Origin of the sequence: Cognatundibacterium luofuense (genome assembly GCF_018139685.1) — a bacterium.
Classification (GTDB): Bacteria; Pseudomonadota; Gammaproteobacteria; order Burkholderiales; family Burkholderiaceae_D; genus Undibacterium; species Undibacterium luofuense.
Genome location: NZ_JAGSPN010000008.1, coordinates 31,911 through 49,444, shown reverse-complemented (window position 1 = coordinate 49,444; position 17,534 = coordinate 31,911). Strand labels below are relative to the sequence as shown.

Below are 17,534 nucleotides of genomic sequence, written 5' to 3'. Positions count from 1 at the left end.
CAATCGTTACCGGAAGACTTCCGGTTTCTGACGCTGCGCAATTCCCGATCAACAACATGCCCCCTGCAAAAATCGATATGCTGATGCACAAAATGGCGGTATCAGCCCACGCCGTTTAAGCACATCAAGACAAAACTGTCCGGCACTGCGACAATGCTTTGCAAACCGGATCAATACCGGCCCGGGCCATTTTGCTAACCCAGTCATCGTTATGCCGAACTCAATCAAACTCTCTTCTGCTTCCCCCTCGGATTTATCGCGCTTTTTAGCACGCTGGCTGCAGGCGCAGCCGGAACGTGCAGCGCTGTTAGAGGAAGTTTCGCAATTATCCTTTACCAATGCGCGTTTTGCGTACTTTTTGCAAAAAGAATTGTCAGCCGGAACCGGGTTACCGGCCGCAATGCGACGTTTGCGCAACCTCGTGCTGTGTACGCTGATTCAGCGCGATCTCAACGGTCAGGCAGATATGCATGAAGTGGTGGATACCATCAGCCATTTTGCCGACTTTGTGGTACGCACCCATGTCGCTGATATCAGTACGGAACTGCAAGCCCTGTATGGTGTTCCGGTGGGTGACGACAGCGGCGAAGAACAGGAAATGATTGTGCTCGGCATGGGCAAACTGGGCGGCTATGAACTGAATGTGTCATCCGACATTGATCTGATTTTCTGCTATCCCGAAGACGGTGATACACGGACAAGCGAAAGTGGTCAGAAGTCGATTTCCAATCACGAATTTTTTACCCGTCTTGGCCGTCGTCTGATCGGTGCCATTTCTGAAATCACGGCTGACGGTTACAGCTTCCGTGTCGATATGGCTTTACGCCCTAATGGCCAGTCCGGCCCGCTGGTGGCCAGCTTTGGTATGGTGGAAGAATATTTCCTGATACAAGGCCGCGAATGGGAGCGTTATGCCTGGGTCAAAGCCCGTGCGATGACCGGCAAAGAACAGGATATCCGCCAATTGGAAAGCATCGTCCGTCCGTTTGTGTACCGACGCTATCTGGACTTCGGTGCGATTGATTCACTGCGCTCTATGCATGCGCAAATCCGTGCTGAAGTGCTGCGCCAGGAAACCCGACATCCGGAACGCAATCTGAACATTAAGCTGGGCCGCGGCGGCATACGCGAAATCGAATTTCTGGCGCAGGTATTTCAGATTATCCGCGGAGGCCGCGATGCGGGACTGCGCGACCGTTCTACCCGCAACACACTGAATGCCCTCGCCGAGCGCGGCATCTTTACTGATGATATCGTCAATCACCTGCTGCTTTCCTACAGTTTTCTGCGCAACTTAGAACATCGTCTGCAATATCTGGATGATGCACAGACCCACACCTTTCCGGTAGCAGATGAAGACAAACTGCGGGTTGCGCGCATGATGGGGTATGAGGATGTCAATGCGCTGCTGCAGGCATTGCAGGCACACCGCGATTTCGTTGCGCATCAGTTCGATACCATTTTCGGTGAAAAAGACAGTGGCTGCGACACTGCCGAAGCCCGTTTAGCGGCGCTCAGCAGTGCCTTGCAAAATGGTGCTGAGGAGGAAGCGCTGATCACCGTGCTGGAGCAGGCAGGCATGCAGGATGCCGCCGAAGCAGCGCGACGCTTACGGGTCAGCTGGCATTCTCCGCGGCTGCAAACCATCAGCGAATCCAGTCAGCAAAAACTGCTGCAACTGGTGTCCGGCGCGATCCAGCTGGTGGTCAGTCATGCGCGTCAGCAAAATGCATGCTGGAATCGCTTGCTCGATTTCATGGAAGCGATTGCGCGGCGCAGCGCGTACTTATCCCTGCTGACCGAATTTCCGCACACGCTGGACCGGCTGGTGCGCATTATGGATGCCAGTGACTGGGCTGCCAAATTCCTGACCCGCCATCCTTTATTGCTGGATGAATTGCTGGACGAGCGCGTGCTGCGTCAGCGGCCGGACTGGCCGCAATTCCGTACCGAACTGCAAACAGCCTTACAGCAGCATCCGGGCGATGTCGAACGCCAGCTGGAAGTACTTCGCGAACTGCATCATGCCCTGCAATTCCGCTTACTGACGCAGGATCTGGAAGGCCAGTGGACTGTCGAACAACTGGCCGATGAACTTTCCTTACTGGCCGATATTCTGGTGGAGGCAACGATACAAGCCGCATGGCAAACCATCGCGACCAGACATCGCGATGTACCGCGTTTCGCCGTCATTGCTTACGGCAAACTGGGTGGCAAGGAACTCAGTTACGCATCAGATCTGGATGTGATTTTCTTGTATGACGATGATGATCAGGATGCGCCGGGCAACTATGCCAAGCTCGCGCAACGCTTTATCACGTGGATGACCAGCCATACATCGTCCGGCATTCTGTTTGACATCGACGTTGCACTGCGCCCCGATGGTGCCAGCGGCCTACTGGTGTCGTCCCTGCAATCTTTCGAACGTTATCAGCAACAGTCTGCATGGTTATGGGAACATCAGGCACTGACACGGGCGCGTTTTTGTGCGGGTGACAGCGAAATCGGTGCACGGTTTGAAGCAATCCGCGAACAGGTTCTGACCGCGCCGCGCGATGAAAGCCATTTGCGCCAGGAAGTACTGAATATGCGTCAGCGTATGCGTGATGCTAACCCGCCGCATCCGCATCTGTTCGATCTGAAACACGATGCCGGCGGCATGATTGATGTGGAATTTATGGTGCAGTATCTGGTACTGCGCTATGCCGCCAGTGTGCCGGCTTTACGCCGCAATACCGGCAATATCGCCTTGCTGCAGTTTGCCGGCGATGCCGGACTGATCCCTGCGGATCAGGCGGCCGCCTGCGCCAGCGCCTACCGCAGTATGCGCAAGCTGCAGCACAGAATCCGCCTGCAAGGCACCGAACGCGCCAGAGTAGCGCCGGAGCTGACAGAAGCGGAGGCCGCGGCAGCCAGTCGCTTATGGCAAACACTGTTCGGTGGGGAACAGACTGCAGTCTGAGACGGAGCCGGAACGGCGGACGCCGTACATTGCAGTGCAGTGCCTGCCACACCGCTAAAATGGCCCGAAAACGGGCATTTTGCGGTGTTCTGCATAGCGATCCGGCGGTCGTCGGCAGAAAGTCCGGCTCTCCGAAAATACCGGATGCGGATATCTGCACAACAGAGAACTTGTTTTGCAGCGGATAACGGGTTTATGTGCGCCACACCACGACCGGCGTGTCAGCGCAAATACTTCATTCGCTGACAGCATCACCCTGCTCCGTTACGGCGAAAAAGAAGCGAAAAGCAAAATACGAAGACGACAGACGAAAAAAAACCGCTGCGATCTGACAGCGGTTTTTTCATCCGGCAGCAAAGCCGGTTTGCCTGCGCAACAAGCATCAGGATACTTTTTGTTCCTGATTGGTTTCCAGCCACTTTCTGACGCGACCGGCATCCGCCAGACGGGAATACTTACCTTTGGAATCCAGAAACACCATCACCACTGCACGGCCTTTGATCATGGCCTGCATCACCAGACAACGGCCTGCTTCGGCGATATAACCGGTTTTCTGTAAGCCGATTTCCCAGGTCGGATTAGCAACCAGACGGTTCGATGTACCGTATTCCAGCGGACGGCCACCCGGATTGACCACATATTTGGAATCGGTTGAATAGTCACGAATCACAGGATGTTTGTAAGCAGCATTGACCAGTTTAACCAGATCGCGCGCACTGGCACGGTTCTGACTGGACAAGCCACTAGAATCCACGTAATGCGTATCGGTCATACCCAGCTGCTTTGCCTTGGCATTCATGGCATTCACAAACGCAGGCAAGCCACCCGGATAATTACGGCCCAGTGCAGATGCCGCACGGTTTTCCGAACTCATCAGTGCAATGTGCAACAAATCAGAACGGCTGAGACGGGCACCGATCTTCAGGCGGGAACCCGTGCCTTTTTCGTGATCAATATCGTCATCGGAGACTTCCAGAATTTCATTCATGTCCTGATGCGCTTCCACCACTACCAGACTGGTCATCAGCTTGGTAATTGAAGCGATCGGCAGCGAAACATCCGGATTTTTTTCAAACAGGACTTTGGAGCTGGCCTGATCGACGACAAATGCGACATTCGACTGCAGAGCCAGCGGATCATTGTGTTTCAGACCAATGCTGTCGCCCACAGTCGGCTTTGCCGGTGTGGCGTCAGCCAGCGCAGCCCGGTGTTTACCGGCTTTCGCTTTTACCTTGCCTGACACTGCTTTTTTTCCCGCAGAAACACGCGCCGGGTTGTTGGTAATCACCACCCGTTTTTTATGTGCAGCAGGCTTTTTGCTTTCATGATGCTTGGCAAAAGCAGGGTTAGCCGTCACCAGGAAAGCCGGAAATAACACAGCAAGGCTGATTGTCAGTGCTTTGCGTACATACTTCACTACCAGCAACTCCCTCAAAAAACGATGAAAAAATATTTCCCTTAAGTGTAACAAATCAATGCAATTTCGCAAGAGAATGAAGCACTTAGCGCAGAAATTTGAAGTGACGGAACAAGAGTAAAAATCAGGCAACAAACCGGACAAATTCAGATAAAGCCATACGCTCTGTCTCCAGCGTATTTTCAACTTTACCCGGATCTGCATAACCCAGTGACATACCGCATACCACCATTTCCTGTTCCGGCAAGGCCAGTTCTTCTGCAATGATGCGGTGATACTGGGTAAACGCTGCCTGCGGACAGGTATCCAGACCAAAGCCACGTGCTGCCAGCATCAGCGTCTGTAAAAACATACCGTAATCGAGCCAGGAACCCTGTTCCATGATGCGGTCTATGGTGAAAATCAAGCCTACCGGTGCATCAAAAAACTGATAGTTGCGGCCATGCTGCGCATGCATACCGGCCTTGTTATCCCGCGTCAGGCCAAGCAACTGATACAAATCCCAGCCGACTTTACGCCGACGGTCAACGTAGGGACTGACCCATTGCTGCGGATAGTAGTGATATTCCTCGGTATGCGGACTGGCCGGATCAGGCTGATGATGAGCATCAAGAATACGTTGCGACAGGCGCTCTTTTGCCTGTCCCTGCAATACATAGACTTTCCAGGGCTGCGTATTCGTACCGGATGGTGCACGGGCTGCCAGTGACAATAATGCTTCCAGTATTTCCTGCGGAACAGCATCCGGTTTAAATGCACGTACAGAACGGCGGGAATGAATCACATGTTCAATAGCCTGTTGCGTTGCTTTCGTATCCATAACACTCCTTGCAGAACAGAAGATCCTGCCGGTAACAATCCGGAGGCAGAAAAGTGAAGGTTCCGATTGTAAGAGAAATACCCTGCCCGAAAGCAACAATTTGATGATTTTTTCATCGTTTTGTCATGACTTGTGCATAGAATTGTCTGACTGACACCATCACAGGCCAGTGTCGGTGCAAGCTGTCATGTGTAGCTTGCAGGTATCGTTGTGCTCAACAACAGCTTTCTCCGCCTGCCCTTCCCGGCTTCACCTTATTCAAAGGAGTCGTTCCATGTTTTCTGTACCAGAACCACTTTCCACCGCCAGCAAAGCCAGCCTCGATGCACAACTGAATCTGCTGCGCGCCGCCGGCAGTCAGTCCCTGGAGCAATCCGCCAGATTACTGGATTTGCAGCTGAGCACGTTTCGCCAAGGTCTGGATGAACAAAGCCGCCGGACCCGCGACGTGATGCATGCGGCAGATCCTCAGGCTTTCTGGCAGGCTGTGAGCCAGCAACCGGATACCGGCATCTGGCTGAATTACAGTAAGCGACTTACTGCGATTGCATCTGCGAGTCAGTCCGAACTCACCAAAATTGCGAATCAGCAGGCACAGGATACGCTGGAAAAATCACTGGCACTGTTCGATGTGATGAGTAAAAACCTGCCACAAGGCAGCGAACCATGGGTCGCAATGATGCGCTCCGGCAGCAATCAGGCAGCAGCCCAACTGGAAAATTTCCAGAAACTGACGCGTAATCTGGCCGAAAGCTTTGAAGCCAATCTGAATCAGGCTGGCGCACAAGTTGAAAAAGCGGTCAAAGCAGCAAGTACAATTAAAAAGTCCTGATAAAACAAAACCCGGTCAGTTTTGACTGACCGGGTTTTCATCCAGCTCGTTGCTGTGTGAAATCAGCCTTCGCCCAGATATGCCGCCTGAACTTTAGGATCATTCAGCATATCTTTCGCATCACCGTTCATGGTAATCACGCCGGATTCCATCACATAGCCACGGTGTGCTGCCTGCAAGGACAGTTTCGCATTTTGCTCAACCAGCAGGATCGTGACGCCCTCAGCCGACACGTTACGAATCACTTCAAAGATCTTTTCCACCATAATCGGTGACAGACCCATCGAAGGCTCGTCCAGCAACAGCAATTCAGGATGGCTCATCAGCGCACGCGCCATTGCCAGCATTTGCTGCTCACCGCCGGACAAAGTACCGGCCAACTGAGCGGAACGCTCTTTCAGACGCGGGAAAATGCCATACCATTTTTCAACATCCGCTTCGATACCTGCTTTATCGTCACGGGTGAATGCACCCATGAGCAGATTTTCATGAATCGTCATGCGGGTGAATACACCACGGCCTTCCGGCACCATCGCCAGACGCTGAGATACCAGCTGGAATGACTGGCTGCCGCGAATCTGCTTACCCAGATAAAAAATCTCACCTTCGGTTTTGCAGCTGGGCAGCGTGCCGGTAATCGCTTTCAGCGTCGTGGTTTTACCCGCGCCATTCGCACCGATCAGGGTGACCAGTTCGCCACGGTTAACTTCCAGATCAATGCCTTTTACCGCTTTGATACCGCCGTATGCCACCTTCAGCTGGCTGACTTTCAGTACATTTTCTTTCATTAGTGTCCTCCTCCGCCCAGGTAGGCTTCAATCACCGCCGGGTTACTCTGAATTTCTGCCGGAACCCCTTCTGCAATTGGCTTACCGTAGTCCAGCACTGTGATACGGTCACACAGACCCATCATCAGCTTCACGTCGTGCTCAATCAGGAGAATCGTTTTTCCCTGCGCCTTAATCTTGACCAGCAATTCACGCAGGCCCAGTTTTTCTGTTGCATTCATACCTGCGGCAGGTTCGTCCAGCGCCAGCAGCTTTGGATCTGTCGCCAGCGCACGGGCGATTTCCAGACGACGCTGATCGCCGTAAGACAAATATTTGGAAGTACGGTCGGCAAACTGACCAATACCGACAAAATCCAGCAATTCCTGTGCACGGGCACGGGTTTCTGCTTCCTCTTTACGGGCTGCCGCGTGATGGAAAATTGCACCGAACACACCCTGATGGGTACGCACGTGGCGTCCGACCATCACGTTTTCCAGCGCAGTCATTTCACCGAACAAACGGATGTTCTGGAAAGTACGCGCAATACCGGCACGGGCCACATCATGCGGTGCAGACGGGGAATACGGTTTGCCATCCAGTTCAAACGTACCGGTATCAGGCTGATACAAACCGGTAATCACGTTAAAGAAAGTGGTTTTACCGGCACCGTTAGGGCCAATCAATCCGTAGATTTGTCCCTGTTTAATTTCAATGCCGACATTGGACAATGCCTGCAGGCCACCAAAGCGTTTGTTTGCGCCCTGAATTTTCAGAATGGTTTGAGTCATGTTCACGTCCTTACGCTGCTGCATCCGATGTCGCCGGAACTTTATCTTCGTGTTTTGGTGCTGGCCACAAACCAGCCGGACGATTCAGCATGACCAGAACCATCGTCAGACCGTACAGCAACTGGCGCAACACTTCTGCTTCAATCAGTACTTTGCCGAACAATGTCATTTGTACTGGTTCAACGATGTGACGCAATACTTCGGGCAAGGCTGCAAGGAGTACCGCACCCAGAATCACACCAGGAATATGACCGATACCACCGAGCACCACCATCGCCAGAATCACAATCGATTCCATCAGCGAAAACGATTCAGGAGAAACGAAGCCCTGGAAAGTACCGAACATCGCACCGGAAACACCGCCGAAGGATGCGCCCATCGAGAACGCCAGCAACTTCACATTACGGGTATTGATACCCATCGCTTTTGCCGCAATCTCATCTTCACGGATTGCAACCCATGCACGACCCAGACGGGAATCCTGCAGGCGCAGAGATACAACGACGATCAGTACGCACAGTGCCAGGAACAGGAAGTAATACGCATTGACTGATGGCATCTGGTAACCAAACAGGTCTACTACACCGGCTTCACCTGCCAGAGAAACACCACCGATTTTGACAGGATCAACCATATTGATCCCTTGCGGACCGTTCGTAAAATTGATCGGCGCATTCATGTTGTTCATGAAAATACGGATAATTTCACCGAAACCCAGTGTGACGATCGCCAGATAATCGCCGCGCAGCTTCAGCGTTGGTGCGCCGAGCAATGCACCGCAGGCACCAGCAATAATTGCTGCAATCGGGATAATGATCCAGACAGAAAGGTGAATACCCTTTGTGGCAATTTCAGGCCCGAACCATTCGATCAGTGAGGCACCGAATACTGGATAGTTTTCGACGACAGACTCAAGAATGGTAGCAAACTGAGGGGACATAAAAATGCCTGCCAGATATGCACCCACTGCATAAAATGCGATATAGCCCAGGTCCAGTAAACCGGCAAAGCCAACCACAATATTCAGACCCAGCGCCAGCATGATGTACAGCAGCGCCATATCAACAATACGTACCCAGGAATTACCGAAATTCGCGGAAATAAACGGGAACGCAATCAAAACAACTGCCAGCAGACCGAGACTGGTATACGCCTTGGCCGGATTGGCTTTCGTATCAAATACAGAAGACATTCTTCAACTCCTCAGGCACGGTCAGCAACACGTTCACCCATAATGCCGGATGGACGCAGGGTCAGGACGATAATCAGTACAACGAATGCGAAGATATCCTGATAGTGACTGCCCAACACGCCACCAGTCAGGTCACCGATATAACCGGCACCCAGCGCTTCGATAATGCCCAGCAGAATCCCGCCCAGCATTGCACCGTAGATATTGCCGATACCACCCAGTACGGCTGCGGAGAACGCTTTCAGGCCGGGAACAAAGCCCATTGCAAACTGTGCGGAAGAATAGTTCGCTGCCCACATCACACCGGCAACGGCAGCCAATGCAGCGCCGATACCGAAAGTAGCAACAATCACGCTGTTTGAGTTCACACCCATCAAACCTGCAACACGCGGATTTTCAGCGGTAGCACGCATCGCGCGGCCCATTTTGGTTTTTTCAACCAGCAGTACGAGGCCAATCATCGATACCAACGCCAGAATCAGCAACAGAATCTGCGTCTGGGAAATCACGGCATTACCGATGAACACCGGCATGGTCGGCATCACGGAAGGGAACGGGATCGGGCTGCGGCCCCAGATCATCATCGCCAGGGTTTGCACCAGAATCGACACACCGATCGCTGTGATCAGCGGTGCCAGACGCGGCGCATTACGCAAGCGACGATAAGCGATACGTTCGATCAGAATATTCACGATCATACAAATCGGGATCGCGCCGAGAATCGCGATGATCAGCATGACGATGCCCGGCAGACCCGGTGCATGGACCAGCAGCAGTTTCAGAATACTGATACCGGCCATAGCGCCGATCATCAGCACGTCACCGTGCGCAAAGTTAATCAGGTTCAGCACCCCGTACACCATGGTGTATCCGAGTGCAACCAGTGCATACATCGAGCCTGTGACCAGACCGTTAATTAACTGTTGGATAAAGGTATCCATATACTTCTCTCTCAATGAATGAATCAGTGTTTCTGGTAAGTCAGGGGTTGCCGTGTTCAGCGCTGCCTGACGTTCAGGACTTCAGATAACAAAAAACGGCATCCGTACGAAACGGTGCCGTTCAGCTTCCGCTAACTATCTGAAGTCGCGGGTCATCATATCGGGAGTGAAAATACTGCGTGTGATACACATAACAAACCTCTCCTCTGCAACTTTTGGTAAAAGCTCTTCTAATATTTTGACCGGTGGATAGTCCGGGGTTGGTGGCCGGATTATACCCAGCCATTTTCAGGACGCCGTGGTATAAAAACCACCTTATCCTAAGTATTTTCCACAAAATCACAAGACCAGCATACACCTTTTGAGGTGCGGGATGGCGCCTGTTTTTTGGCAGGAGCACATCTTAAGCACGGTTTTGCAAAACAAAATATCGAATAATCGCCTTACAGAGAACTTTGTTCAGATATCAGCAAATTACCTTTTAATTAACGGCAGGTTGCCCGGTTAAGCCTTTCGGTAACGGGAATGTGACATTCTCTTCAACACCTTCCAGCGGACGAACTGACTTCGCACCCAGCTCACGCAGACGCTCAATCACTTCCTTCACCAGCACTTCCGGCGCTGAAGCACCGGCAGTCAGGCCAACACGGGAAACACCTTCCAGCCAGACTGGCTGAATCTGAGAAGCATGATCAACCATATACGCTTTGGCGCCGACTTTCTCAGCCACTTCGCGTAAACGGTTCGAATTCGAGCTGTTAGGGCTGCCGACAACAATCACTACTTCCACTTGCGGCGCCATGAATTTCACGGCCTGCTGACGATTGGTAGTGGCGTAGCAGATGTCGCCTTTCTTTGGTTCAGCAATCGCCGGAAAACGGGCTTTCAGCGCCGCGATAATGTCAGCCGTATCATCGACCGACAAGGTGGTTTGCGATACATAGGCCAGTTTCTCAGGATCCGCCACCTGCAGGCGTGCAACGTCTTCAACGGTTTCCACCAGATGAATACCATCGTCCACCTGCCCCATCGTACCTTCCACTTCAGGGTGACCAGCATGGCCGATCATGATGATTTCGCGCTCTTCCTTGCGCATTTTAGCGACTTCGATATGGACTTTTGTCACCAGCGGACAAGTCGCGTCAAACACCGTCACACCACGCGCTTCCGCTTCACGACGCACCGCCTGAGACACGCCGTGTGCAGAGAAAATCAGTGTTTCACCGGCCGGTACATCTTCCAGATTCTCAATGAATACCGCGCCCTTCTCGCGCAAATCATTCACCACAAAAGCGTTATGCACGATTTCATGACGTACATAAATCGGTGCGCCGAATTGTTTCAGCGCACGTTCTACGATTTCAATGGCACGGTCAACGCCGGCGCAAAAACCGCGCGGCTGAGCTAACAGAATCTCTTTATCCATTTTATTTACAGAATACCGATAATGCGGGTTTCAAAAATCACGGTCTGACCGGCCAGCGGATGGTTAAAGTCAAACAAATAACCATTGTCATCCATTGCGCGCAGAATGCCGGCGAAGCGACCGCCGGACGGCGCGGCAAATTCCACCAGATCACCAATCACGTATTGTTCGCCGAACGCAGAATTTTCTTTCAGGGTTTGTGCTGAAACACGCTGAATCAGATCCGGATTACGTGGTCCGAACGCTTTTTCCGGCGGCAATTCCTGGCTGGTGTGAGAGCCGTCTTCCAGACCAATCAGTGCATTTTCCAGTTCGGGTGCAAGTTGTCCTGTTCCCAATTGTAAAGTTGCCGGATTTTCATCAAAAGTACTGATAATATTTTCACCATCCAGCGTAGCCAGACGGTAATGCAAAGTCAGATACGAATCGCTCTGTACGCGCAATGGGGTGCTTTCACTCATAGTAAATATTCCGGCGTTTTCAAATAAGCGCATATTGTAAGCCAGCTTGCAGGAACGCACCGCGAAAACACGGAAGTCTTGATATGACAGGAGGGTTAGATGACGATTCTGGACTGGCCACAGGATGACCGCCCGCGCGAACGCCTGATCCGGCTGGGCGCGAGCCATTTATCTGATGCGGAGTTGCTGGCCGTTTTTTTACGTACCGGGGTTACCGGAAAAAGTGCGGTCGATCTGGCACGTGATTTACTGAAAGAATTCGGTTCTTTATCCGGCATGTTCGCCGCACCGCTGTCCGAATTCTGTCGCATACACGGATTGGGACAAGCCAAATTTGCGCAGTTACAGGCGGTGCTGGAGTTATCAAAACGTGCGATCCGTGAAGAACTCGAAGAAAAAGTCAGTCTTTCAAATCCGCAGGCTGTGAAAGATTATCTGCACCTGCTGTTTGCGAACCGGACGTATGAATGTTTCTGTGTCCTGTTTCTGGACGTGCAGAACAAGCTGATCACGACCGAAGAAATGTTTCGCGGGACACTAACGCAAGCCAGCGTCTATCCGCGCGAAGTGGCGGTTCGAGCCTTGCATCACCATGCGGCTTCCGTCATTGTGGCGCACAACCATCCGTCCGGAAACTGCGATCCCAGCGCTGCTGACAAGCAATTGACTGCGCAATTACAACAAGCTTTACAGTTACTGGAGATACGCGTGCTGGACCATTTTATCGTTGCCAGAGCGGGGATTTTCTCTTTTGCGGAGCGGGGTTTACTGTGAAATTTTAAATTGTTAAATTTAAAGAAAATCACATTTAACAATTTTATTTCACAAGTCATTGATAAATTTACGTTTTTTACGTACAATCCTGTTTTTCCAAAATTCGGAATCAAGGAGCTCATCATGGCACGTGTTTGCCAAGTAACTGGGAAAGGGCCAATGGTTGGCAATAACGTTTCCCACGCTAACAACAAAACCAAACGTCGTTTCTTGCCTAACCTGCAAAATCGTCGCTTCTTCGTAGAATCTGAAAACCGCTGGGTTTCTCTGCGTTTGTCTAATGCTGGTCTGCGCGTTATCGATAAAGTCGGTATCGAAGCTGTTCTGGCTGACCTGCGTGCCCGTGGCGAAAAAGTGTAAGCATAACTTTTGTTAGGAAAATATCATGGCAAAAACAGGTCGCGACAAAATCAAGCTGGAATCGACAGCCGGCACCGGTCACTTCTACACAACCTCCAAAAACAAGCGCACAATGCCTGAAAAAATGGAGATCATGAAGTTTGATCCAAAAGCACGTAAACACGTGCTGTACAAAGAAACAAAAATCAAATAATCGGTTTTGGTTTCGCAAAAAAAGCCTGATCTCTGATCGGGCTTTTTTTATTGCCTGTCGCTCTCTTATACTCTCTTGTATTTTCGCTTCGGTTTCCGCTTCAGATCCCGATTACCAATGGTAATTTGCTTTCGCCTTATCGCCTTATCGCCTTATCGTTATTACCTGAATAAGCTGTACTGAAAATAAGGGCAGCCTCCGGCAAAACATTTTTCCGGCTACGACCGCCAGCTCCCCTCCCGCCCTCGCCTCGTACCTTACATAATCTGAGCAACGAACGCCTTCTACCGTTACACGCTATGCAAAGATCGCCATCTGCGATTTCCGGAGGCCCGGACTTTCTGCCGACGACAGCGCAATCGCTGTGCAAAACTCCGCATTTGAGGCATTTTTGATGCTGCTGACACGGTTTTCAGCGAACTCCGGCAAAACACATGGAAATACTGCGCTGAGGAGCTCCGGACAGCAACATCAGGCAACAGAAGGCTGCAGGGCAATTCATGCGCAAAGCAAATAAAAAACGCCGTTCCCAGTAACGGAAACGGCGCTTTAGCTCGATTCAGCTCAGGCCTGCCAGCTGCGCAGGCAATGAACCTGATCAGGCGTAGGTACGCAGACGCAGAGAGAACTCTTGCAAAGTCTGAATGCCGGATGCTTCCGCACGGGCACACCAGTCCTGCAATTGCTGCACCAGCTGCTCACGGCTGTTGGTGGAGCGTTCCCAGATCTGAGCCAGCTCTTCACGCATTTCATGCATGGTTTGCAGAACGGTACTGTGCTGCAGCACTTCCTGCAACTGCTGCTTCTGGCTTGCCAGCAATTTGCTTGGCTCTACCTGCAGCAATTGTTTTGCAGATTTCAGACGGTTCGCTTCAATCTGTGCTTTTTCACGCAGGGAAGCCACTTCCACCGCCCATGCTTTACGCAGGGTTTTGGTGTATTTCGCCATCACTTCGTAGCGGTTCGCTACGACAGCCTGCAGAGTTTCCAGGTCCACAGCACTTTTCCGACTGTCAAACTTCGGTTCCGGCGCAACTTTTTTCACGGTTGCCATACCGCAGGTTTCCAGAATGCGGATGTACATCCATCCGATATCGAACTCATACCATTTGGACGACAGCTTGGCGGAAGTACCGAAAGTATGGTGATTGTTGTGCAGCTCTTCGCCACCAATCAGAATGCCCCAAGGGAAGATGTTTGTGGAAGCGTCTTCGCAATCGAAGTTACGGTAACCCCAGTAGTGGCCAATACCGTTGATGATGCCGGCAGCAGTCACAGGAATCCAGGCCATTTGCACAGCCCAGACAGTCAGACCCAGAACGCCGAACAGAGCAACGTCGATCAGCAGCATCAGCACGATACCCAGTGCTGTGTAGCGGCTGTACACATTGCGTTCCATCCAGTCGTCCGGTGTGCCGTGGCCGAATTTTTTCAGGGTTTCCTGATTACGTGCTTCTTCACGGTACAGTTCAACACCTTCAAACAGCACTTTTTTGATGCCACGGGTTTGCGGGCTGTGCGGATCTTCTTCGGTTTCGCATTTAGCATGGTGCTTACGGTGAACCGCAGCCCATTCTTTGGTGACCTGACCGGTCGTCATCCACAGCCAGAAACGGAAGAAATGACTTGGAATCGCGTGCAGTTCCAGCGCACGGTGTGCCTGGCAGCGGTGCAGAAAAATGGTCACACTGGCGATAGTGATATGCGTCACTACCATGGTGAACAGGAAAACCTGCCAGCCACTCGCACGGGTCAGACCATTTGACAGAAAATCAATAATTGTCTCGATCATGGTACAAAAAGTTATTGCCCTACAAAATAAATGGCTGCTCTCAGTACAGAAAGAGCAGCCGCATGCCGGTCTGTTTTAACCGGATAAAAAACATTTTACGCTGTTTAGAGGAAACTCACCAAAGGCAAATCAAGATTTAACAAGATTTTGGTCGCTTTTTAAGGACGTTTCCGCTGCAATGTGAACAACTCGCTGCGGAAATGGCAATTCAATCCCGCGTTCTTTCATCACCGCCCACAACGCTCGGTTCACATCAGACAACACGCCGGTTTTACCGTTTTGCGGATCTGCAATCCAGAAACTGACCCGCAACTCCAGTCCGTCAGCGCCAAAACGCATTAAATGTGCACCCGGTGCAGGATCTTTGCATACGCGCTCTACGGTCAGTGCAGCCTGCGCCAGCACCGGCAACAAGGCATCCAGATCGGTATCGTAGCCGACAGAAAAATCCGTCCACATCGCCACACTGGTATTCGTCAGCGAGAAATTCTGTACCGGTGTGGATACCAGCATTTCGTTCGGGATCACCGATTCTGCACCGTCCAGACCCTGCAACACGGTATAACGGGTATTGATCTGCGTGACTTTGCCGTTGAATTTATCAACCGAAATCATGTCGCCGATCGACATACTGCGGTCCAGCAAAATAATGAAGCCGGATACATAGTTGCTGGCGATTTTCTGCAAGCCAAACCCCAGGCCCACACCCAGTGCACCACCGAATACCGACAATACAGTCAGATCAATACCAACCATGGTCAGGCTGGCCAGCACCGCCAGCACAATCAGCAAAGCCTTGCTGACCCGCGACATCACCACCTTGAACGAGGTATGCGCGGTCGGCAATGCCATCAGCTTCGCTTCCAGCGCCGCACTTGCCCATAAAGCAACGATCAACGTCAGCACCACAGAAATACAGGCTTGCAGTATTGCCAGCAGCGAAATTTTATTTTTACCGACAGGCAACACCACATCTTCCAGCGCCGCCAGCAAGTCCGGCCACAAACCGGTGAAATGCAGCACCACACCTATCCAGACCAGGCCGGCGAACAGCTTTTCAAAGGTTGCCAGAAAACTCCCTACCCGCCCTTCTTTGACAAAGGTTTTACGCAATACGTAAAACGCAAAGCGTATCAGCGCCAGCGAGCCGATCACCGGCACCAGCAAACTCAGCAAATGCACATGCTGCCAGCGCCCCAGAATGGCTTTAGCACCGAGCAGCAACAGCAAAGTGGTCAGCGGCATCAGTACGCGGCTGAAACTGCCTGCGCCAATTTCCGCGATCATGCCGGAACCGGGCTCAGGCTGGTGAAACATACTGCGCACAGCACGCGACAACAGCCATGCCATCAGAAAACAGATCAGTACCGTACCGACCTGCCATAAAAACTGCGGCTCGCGAAAATCATCCGCGAGATCCGATAATAAATTCGTCAGCAAAGGTGTACCCATGTTTGAATTCCTGAAACAAGAACCCCTCTGTTGTCAGAGGGGTTAAGAGATCAGTTCACGGTGAATCAGGCAGCTTTTTTACGTTCAAGAATCGCTGCAAAGAAACCATCCGTTTTATGCAGATGCGGATACAGCTTCAGGTAATCACCCATTTCCACTTCCACACGCTGCTCCTGCAATACCTGCGAAGCCGGGATCAGTTCAAATTCCGGATGCTGTGCCAGGAAACCCTGCACGATCGCTTCATTTTCATCTTCCAGAATACTGCAGGTCGCATACACCAAACGGCCACCGGCTTTCACCAGACGCGAAGCGCTGTCCAGAATCGCCGCCTGTTTCTGATTCAGTTCGGCAATGTCTTCCGGTTGCTGGCGCCATTTCATATCCGGATTGCGGCGCAGGGTACCGAGACCACTGCATGGTGCATCGATCAGCACGCGGTCAGCTTTACCGGCCATACGTTTGATTTTGGCATCGCGTTCATGCGCGATCAGCACCGGATGCACATTCGACAAACCACTGCGAGCCAGACGCGGCTTTAGTTTGGACAAACGTTTTTCGGAAACATCCATTGCGTACAGGCGACCGGTATTACGCATGATTGCACCCAGCGCCAGCGTTTTACCACCGGCACCGGCACAGAAATCAACCACCATTTCACCACGGCGTGCGCCCAGCAATTGCGCCAGCAACTGGCTGCCTTCATCCTGCACTTCAATACCGCCGTTTTTAAAGATGGTGGTGTTTTGCAGCGCAGGCTTGCGATACACGCGCAAACCAGTTGCGGAGAATGGCGTTTCCTCGGTTTCGATACCGGCTTCAGACAGTTCTGCCTTAGCACTTTCGCGATTGGCTTTCAGCAGGTTCACGCGCAGATCCAGCGGCGCATTGGTATTCAGCGCTTCTGTCAGTGCAAACGCGCCTTCTTCGCCATGCACTGCCGTCAGCTTATCCCACAGCCAGGCTGGCATGCTGGTACGCTGGCCCAGCGGCAAATGCTGACGGTCAATCAGCGCAACCCGCTTCAGCCACTCTGCTTCACCGGCTTCCAGACCGGCAATCGCTTCCACGCCGGTGATTTCGGCAATCGATAACAAGGCCAGACGACGCATCGCCGGACCGAAACCGGATTCAGAAAATGCGGTCAGCATGGTTTTTTTACGCAGGAAGCAGTAAACCGATTCTGCAATCACGCCACGTTCACGACCGCCAAGACGCGGGTTTTCGCGGAAATAGCGGGACAAAGTCACGTCTGCGGGACCAGCGAAACGCAGAATTTCGCGCAGTACGTTTTCAGTATGGCCAACAACGGCCGGATGTAATCTCATAAACTTCCTTCAGATTCGGGACGGGA

General features: G+C 52.0%; 16 protein-coding genes. 5 read left to right on the top strand and 11 right to left on the bottom strand.

Going from position 1 to position 17,534, the window contains the following annotated elements; translation table 11 throughout:
- Positions 1–211 precede the first annotated feature (211 nt).
- Positions 212–2,962 carry a bifunctional [glutamate--ammonia ligase]-adenylyl-L-tyrosine phosphorylase/[glutamate--ammonia-ligase] adenylyltransferase gene (gene glnE / locus KDM89_RS11705; RefSeq protein ID WP_212688120.1) on the top strand — a complete coding sequence of 917 codons (2,751 nt, stop codon included), beginning with the start codon at positions 212–214 and terminating at the stop codon, positions 2,960–2,962.
- Between the two features lie 382 nt (positions 2,963–3,344).
- On the opposite strand, the gene pbpG is transcribed toward glnE, so the two are convergent.
- Both pbpG and KDM89_RS11695 read right to left on the bottom strand, forming a co-directional pair.
- Complete coding sequence (gene pbpG / locus KDM89_RS11700) at positions 3,345–4,379, bottom strand: D-alanyl-D-alanine endopeptidase (protein ID WP_329604658.1); 1,035 nt, start codon at positions 4,377–4,379, stop codon at positions 3,345–3,347.
- 124 nt (positions 4,380–4,503) lie between these two features.
- On the bottom strand, positions 4,504–5,199 hold the full coding sequence (locus KDM89_RS11695) for a nitroreductase (protein ID WP_212688118.1): 696 nt from the start codon (positions 5,197–5,199) through the stop codon (positions 4,504–4,506).
- 274 nt (positions 5,200–5,473) lie between these two features.
- On the opposite strand from KDM89_RS11695, the gene phaP reads away from it, so the two are divergent.
- Complete coding sequence (gene phaP, locus KDM89_RS11690; protein WP_212688117.1) at positions 5,474–6,031, top strand: TIGR01841 family phasin; 558 nt, start codon at positions 5,474–5,476, stop codon at positions 6,029–6,031.
- Between the two features lie 62 nt (positions 6,032–6,093).
- Here the strand turns inward: phaP and KDM89_RS11685 are convergent, their stop codons facing one another.
- The 6 genes from KDM89_RS11685 to KDM89_RS11660 form a co-directional block, all read right to left on the bottom strand.
- Entirely contained in the window at positions 6,094–6,819 is a 726-nt protein-coding gene (locus tag KDM89_RS11685; protein ID WP_212688116.1) for an ABC transporter ATP-binding protein, read from the bottom strand.
- The gene (locus tag KDM89_RS11680; RefSeq protein WP_189357358.1) at positions 6,819–7,589 is read right to left on the bottom strand and encodes an ABC transporter ATP-binding protein; all 771 of its coding nucleotides are present in this window, start codon (positions 7,587–7,589) and stop codon (positions 6,819–6,821) included. The genes KDM89_RS11685 and KDM89_RS11680 overlap by 1 nt, the downstream gene beginning before the upstream one ends.
- A gap of 10 nt (positions 7,590–7,599) precedes the next feature.
- Positions 7,600–8,781, bottom strand: a complete 1,182-nt coding sequence (locus KDM89_RS11675) for an ABC transporter permease subunit (RefSeq protein WP_212688115.1) — start codon at positions 8,779–8,781, stop codon at positions 7,600–7,602.
- Between the two features lie 11 nt (positions 8,782–8,792).
- Positions 8,793–9,722 carry a branched-chain amino acid ABC transporter permease gene (locus tag KDM89_RS11670; protein WP_212688114.1) on the bottom strand — a complete coding sequence of 310 codons (930 nt, stop codon included), beginning with the start codon at positions 9,720–9,722 and terminating at the stop codon, positions 8,793–8,795.
- A gap of 481 nt (positions 9,723–10,203) precedes the next feature.
- Entirely contained in the window at positions 10,204–11,148 is a 945-nt protein-coding gene (ispH, locus tag KDM89_RS11665) for a 4-hydroxy-3-methylbut-2-enyl diphosphate reductase (protein ID WP_212688113.1), read from the bottom strand.
- A gap of 5 nt (positions 11,149–11,153) precedes the next feature.
- On the bottom strand, positions 11,154–11,609 hold the full coding sequence (locus KDM89_RS11660) for an FKBP-type peptidyl-prolyl cis-trans isomerase (protein ID WP_212688112.1): 456 nt from the start codon (positions 11,607–11,609) through the stop codon (positions 11,154–11,156).
- A gap of 99 nt (positions 11,610–11,708) precedes the next feature.
- On the opposite strand from KDM89_RS11660, the gene radC reads away from it, so the two are divergent.
- From radC to rpmG, 3 genes are all read left to right on the top strand, one after another.
- Entirely contained in the window at positions 11,709–12,383 is a 675-nt protein-coding gene (radC, locus tag KDM89_RS11655) for a RadC family protein (protein WP_212688111.1), read from the top strand.
- A 123-nt stretch (positions 12,384–12,506) separates the two neighbouring features.
- A complete protein-coding gene (gene rpmB, locus KDM89_RS11650) occupies positions 12,507–12,743 on the top strand; it encodes a 50S ribosomal protein L28 (protein WP_189357352.1) in 237 nt (78 codons plus the stop codon).
- 25 nt (positions 12,744–12,768) lie between these two features.
- Positions 12,769–12,936 (top strand): 50S ribosomal protein L33, encoded by a 168-nt coding sequence (rpmG, locus tag KDM89_RS11645; protein ID WP_189357351.1) that lies wholly within the window; start codon positions 12,769–12,771, stop codon positions 12,934–12,936.
- A gap of 598 nt (positions 12,937–13,534) precedes the next feature.
- On the opposite strand, the gene KDM89_RS11640 is transcribed toward rpmG, so the two are convergent.
- The 3 genes from KDM89_RS11640 to KDM89_RS11630 form a co-directional block, all read right to left on the bottom strand.
- Positions 13,535–14,728, bottom strand: a complete 1,194-nt coding sequence (locus KDM89_RS11640) for a DesA family fatty acid desaturase (protein WP_212688110.1) — start codon at positions 14,726–14,728, stop codon at positions 13,535–13,537.
- A 129-nt stretch (positions 14,729–14,857) separates the two neighbouring features.
- On the bottom strand, positions 14,858–16,180 hold the full coding sequence (locus KDM89_RS11635) for a mechanosensitive ion channel family protein (protein WP_212688109.1): 1,323 nt from the start codon (positions 16,178–16,180) through the stop codon (positions 14,858–14,860).
- 65 nt (positions 16,181–16,245) lie between these two features.
- Entirely contained in the window at positions 16,246–17,508 is a 1,263-nt protein-coding gene (locus KDM89_RS11630) for an RsmB/NOP family class I SAM-dependent RNA methyltransferase (protein ID WP_212688108.1), read from the bottom strand.
- Positions 17,509–17,534: the final 26 nt, after the last annotated feature.

What these genes read in the sequence shown, in the direction of transcription:
- KDM89_RS11660 (WP_212688112.1), bottom strand. Translation starts at nt 11,609, where the DNA reads ATGAGTGAAAGCACCCCATTGCGCGTACAGAGCGATTCGTATCTGACT.
- KDM89_RS11685 (WP_212688116.1), bottom strand. Translation starts at nt 6,819, where the DNA reads ATGAAAGAAAATGTACTGAAAGTCAGCCAGCTGAAGGTGGCATACGGC.
- KDM89_RS11670 (WP_212688114.1), bottom strand. Translation starts at nt 9,722, where the DNA reads ATGGATACCTTTATCCAACAGTTAATTAACGGTCTGGTCACAGGCTCG.
- KDM89_RS11635 (WP_212688109.1), bottom strand. Translation starts at nt 16,180, where the DNA reads ATGGGTACACCTTTGCTGACGAATTTATTATCGGATCTCGCGGATGAT.
- KDM89_RS11630 (WP_212688108.1), bottom strand. Translation starts at nt 17,508, where the DNA reads ATGAGATTACATCCGGCCGTTGTTGGCCATACTGAAAACGTACTGCGC.
- KDM89_RS11680 (WP_189357358.1), bottom strand. Translation starts at nt 7,589, where the DNA reads ATGACTCAAACCATTCTGAAAATTCAGGGCGCAAACAAACGCTTTGGT.
- rpmB (WP_189357352.1), top strand. Translation starts at nt 12,507, where the DNA reads ATGGCACGTGTTTGCCAAGTAACTGGGAAAGGGCCAATGGTTGGCAAT.
- KDM89_RS11695 (WP_212688118.1), bottom strand. Translation starts at nt 5,199, where the DNA reads ATGGATACGAAAGCAACGCAACAGGCTATTGAACATGTGATTCATTCC.
- KDM89_RS11675 (WP_212688115.1), bottom strand. Translation starts at nt 8,781, where the DNA reads ATGTCTTCTGTATTTGATACGAAAGCCAATCCGGCCAAGGCGTATACC.
- glnE (WP_212688120.1), top strand. Translation starts at nt 212, where the DNA reads ATGCCGAACTCAATCAAACTCTCTTCTGCTTCCCCCTCGGATTTATCG.
- rpmG (WP_189357351.1), top strand. Translation starts at nt 12,769, where the DNA reads ATGGCAAAAACAGGTCGCGACAAAATCAAGCTGGAATCGACAGCCGGC.
- ispH (WP_212688113.1), bottom strand. Translation starts at nt 11,148, where the DNA reads ATGGATAAAGAGATTCTGTTAGCTCAGCCGCGCGGTTTTTGCGCCGGC.
- phaP (WP_212688117.1), top strand. Translation starts at nt 5,474, where the DNA reads ATGTTTTCTGTACCAGAACCACTTTCCACCGCCAGCAAAGCCAGCCTC.
- KDM89_RS11640 (WP_212688110.1), bottom strand. Translation starts at nt 14,728, where the DNA reads ATGATCGAGACAATTATTGATTTTCTGTCAAATGGTCTGACCCGTGCG.
- radC (WP_212688111.1), top strand. Translation starts at nt 11,709, where the DNA reads ATGACGATTCTGGACTGGCCACAGGATGACCGCCCGCGCGAACGCCTG.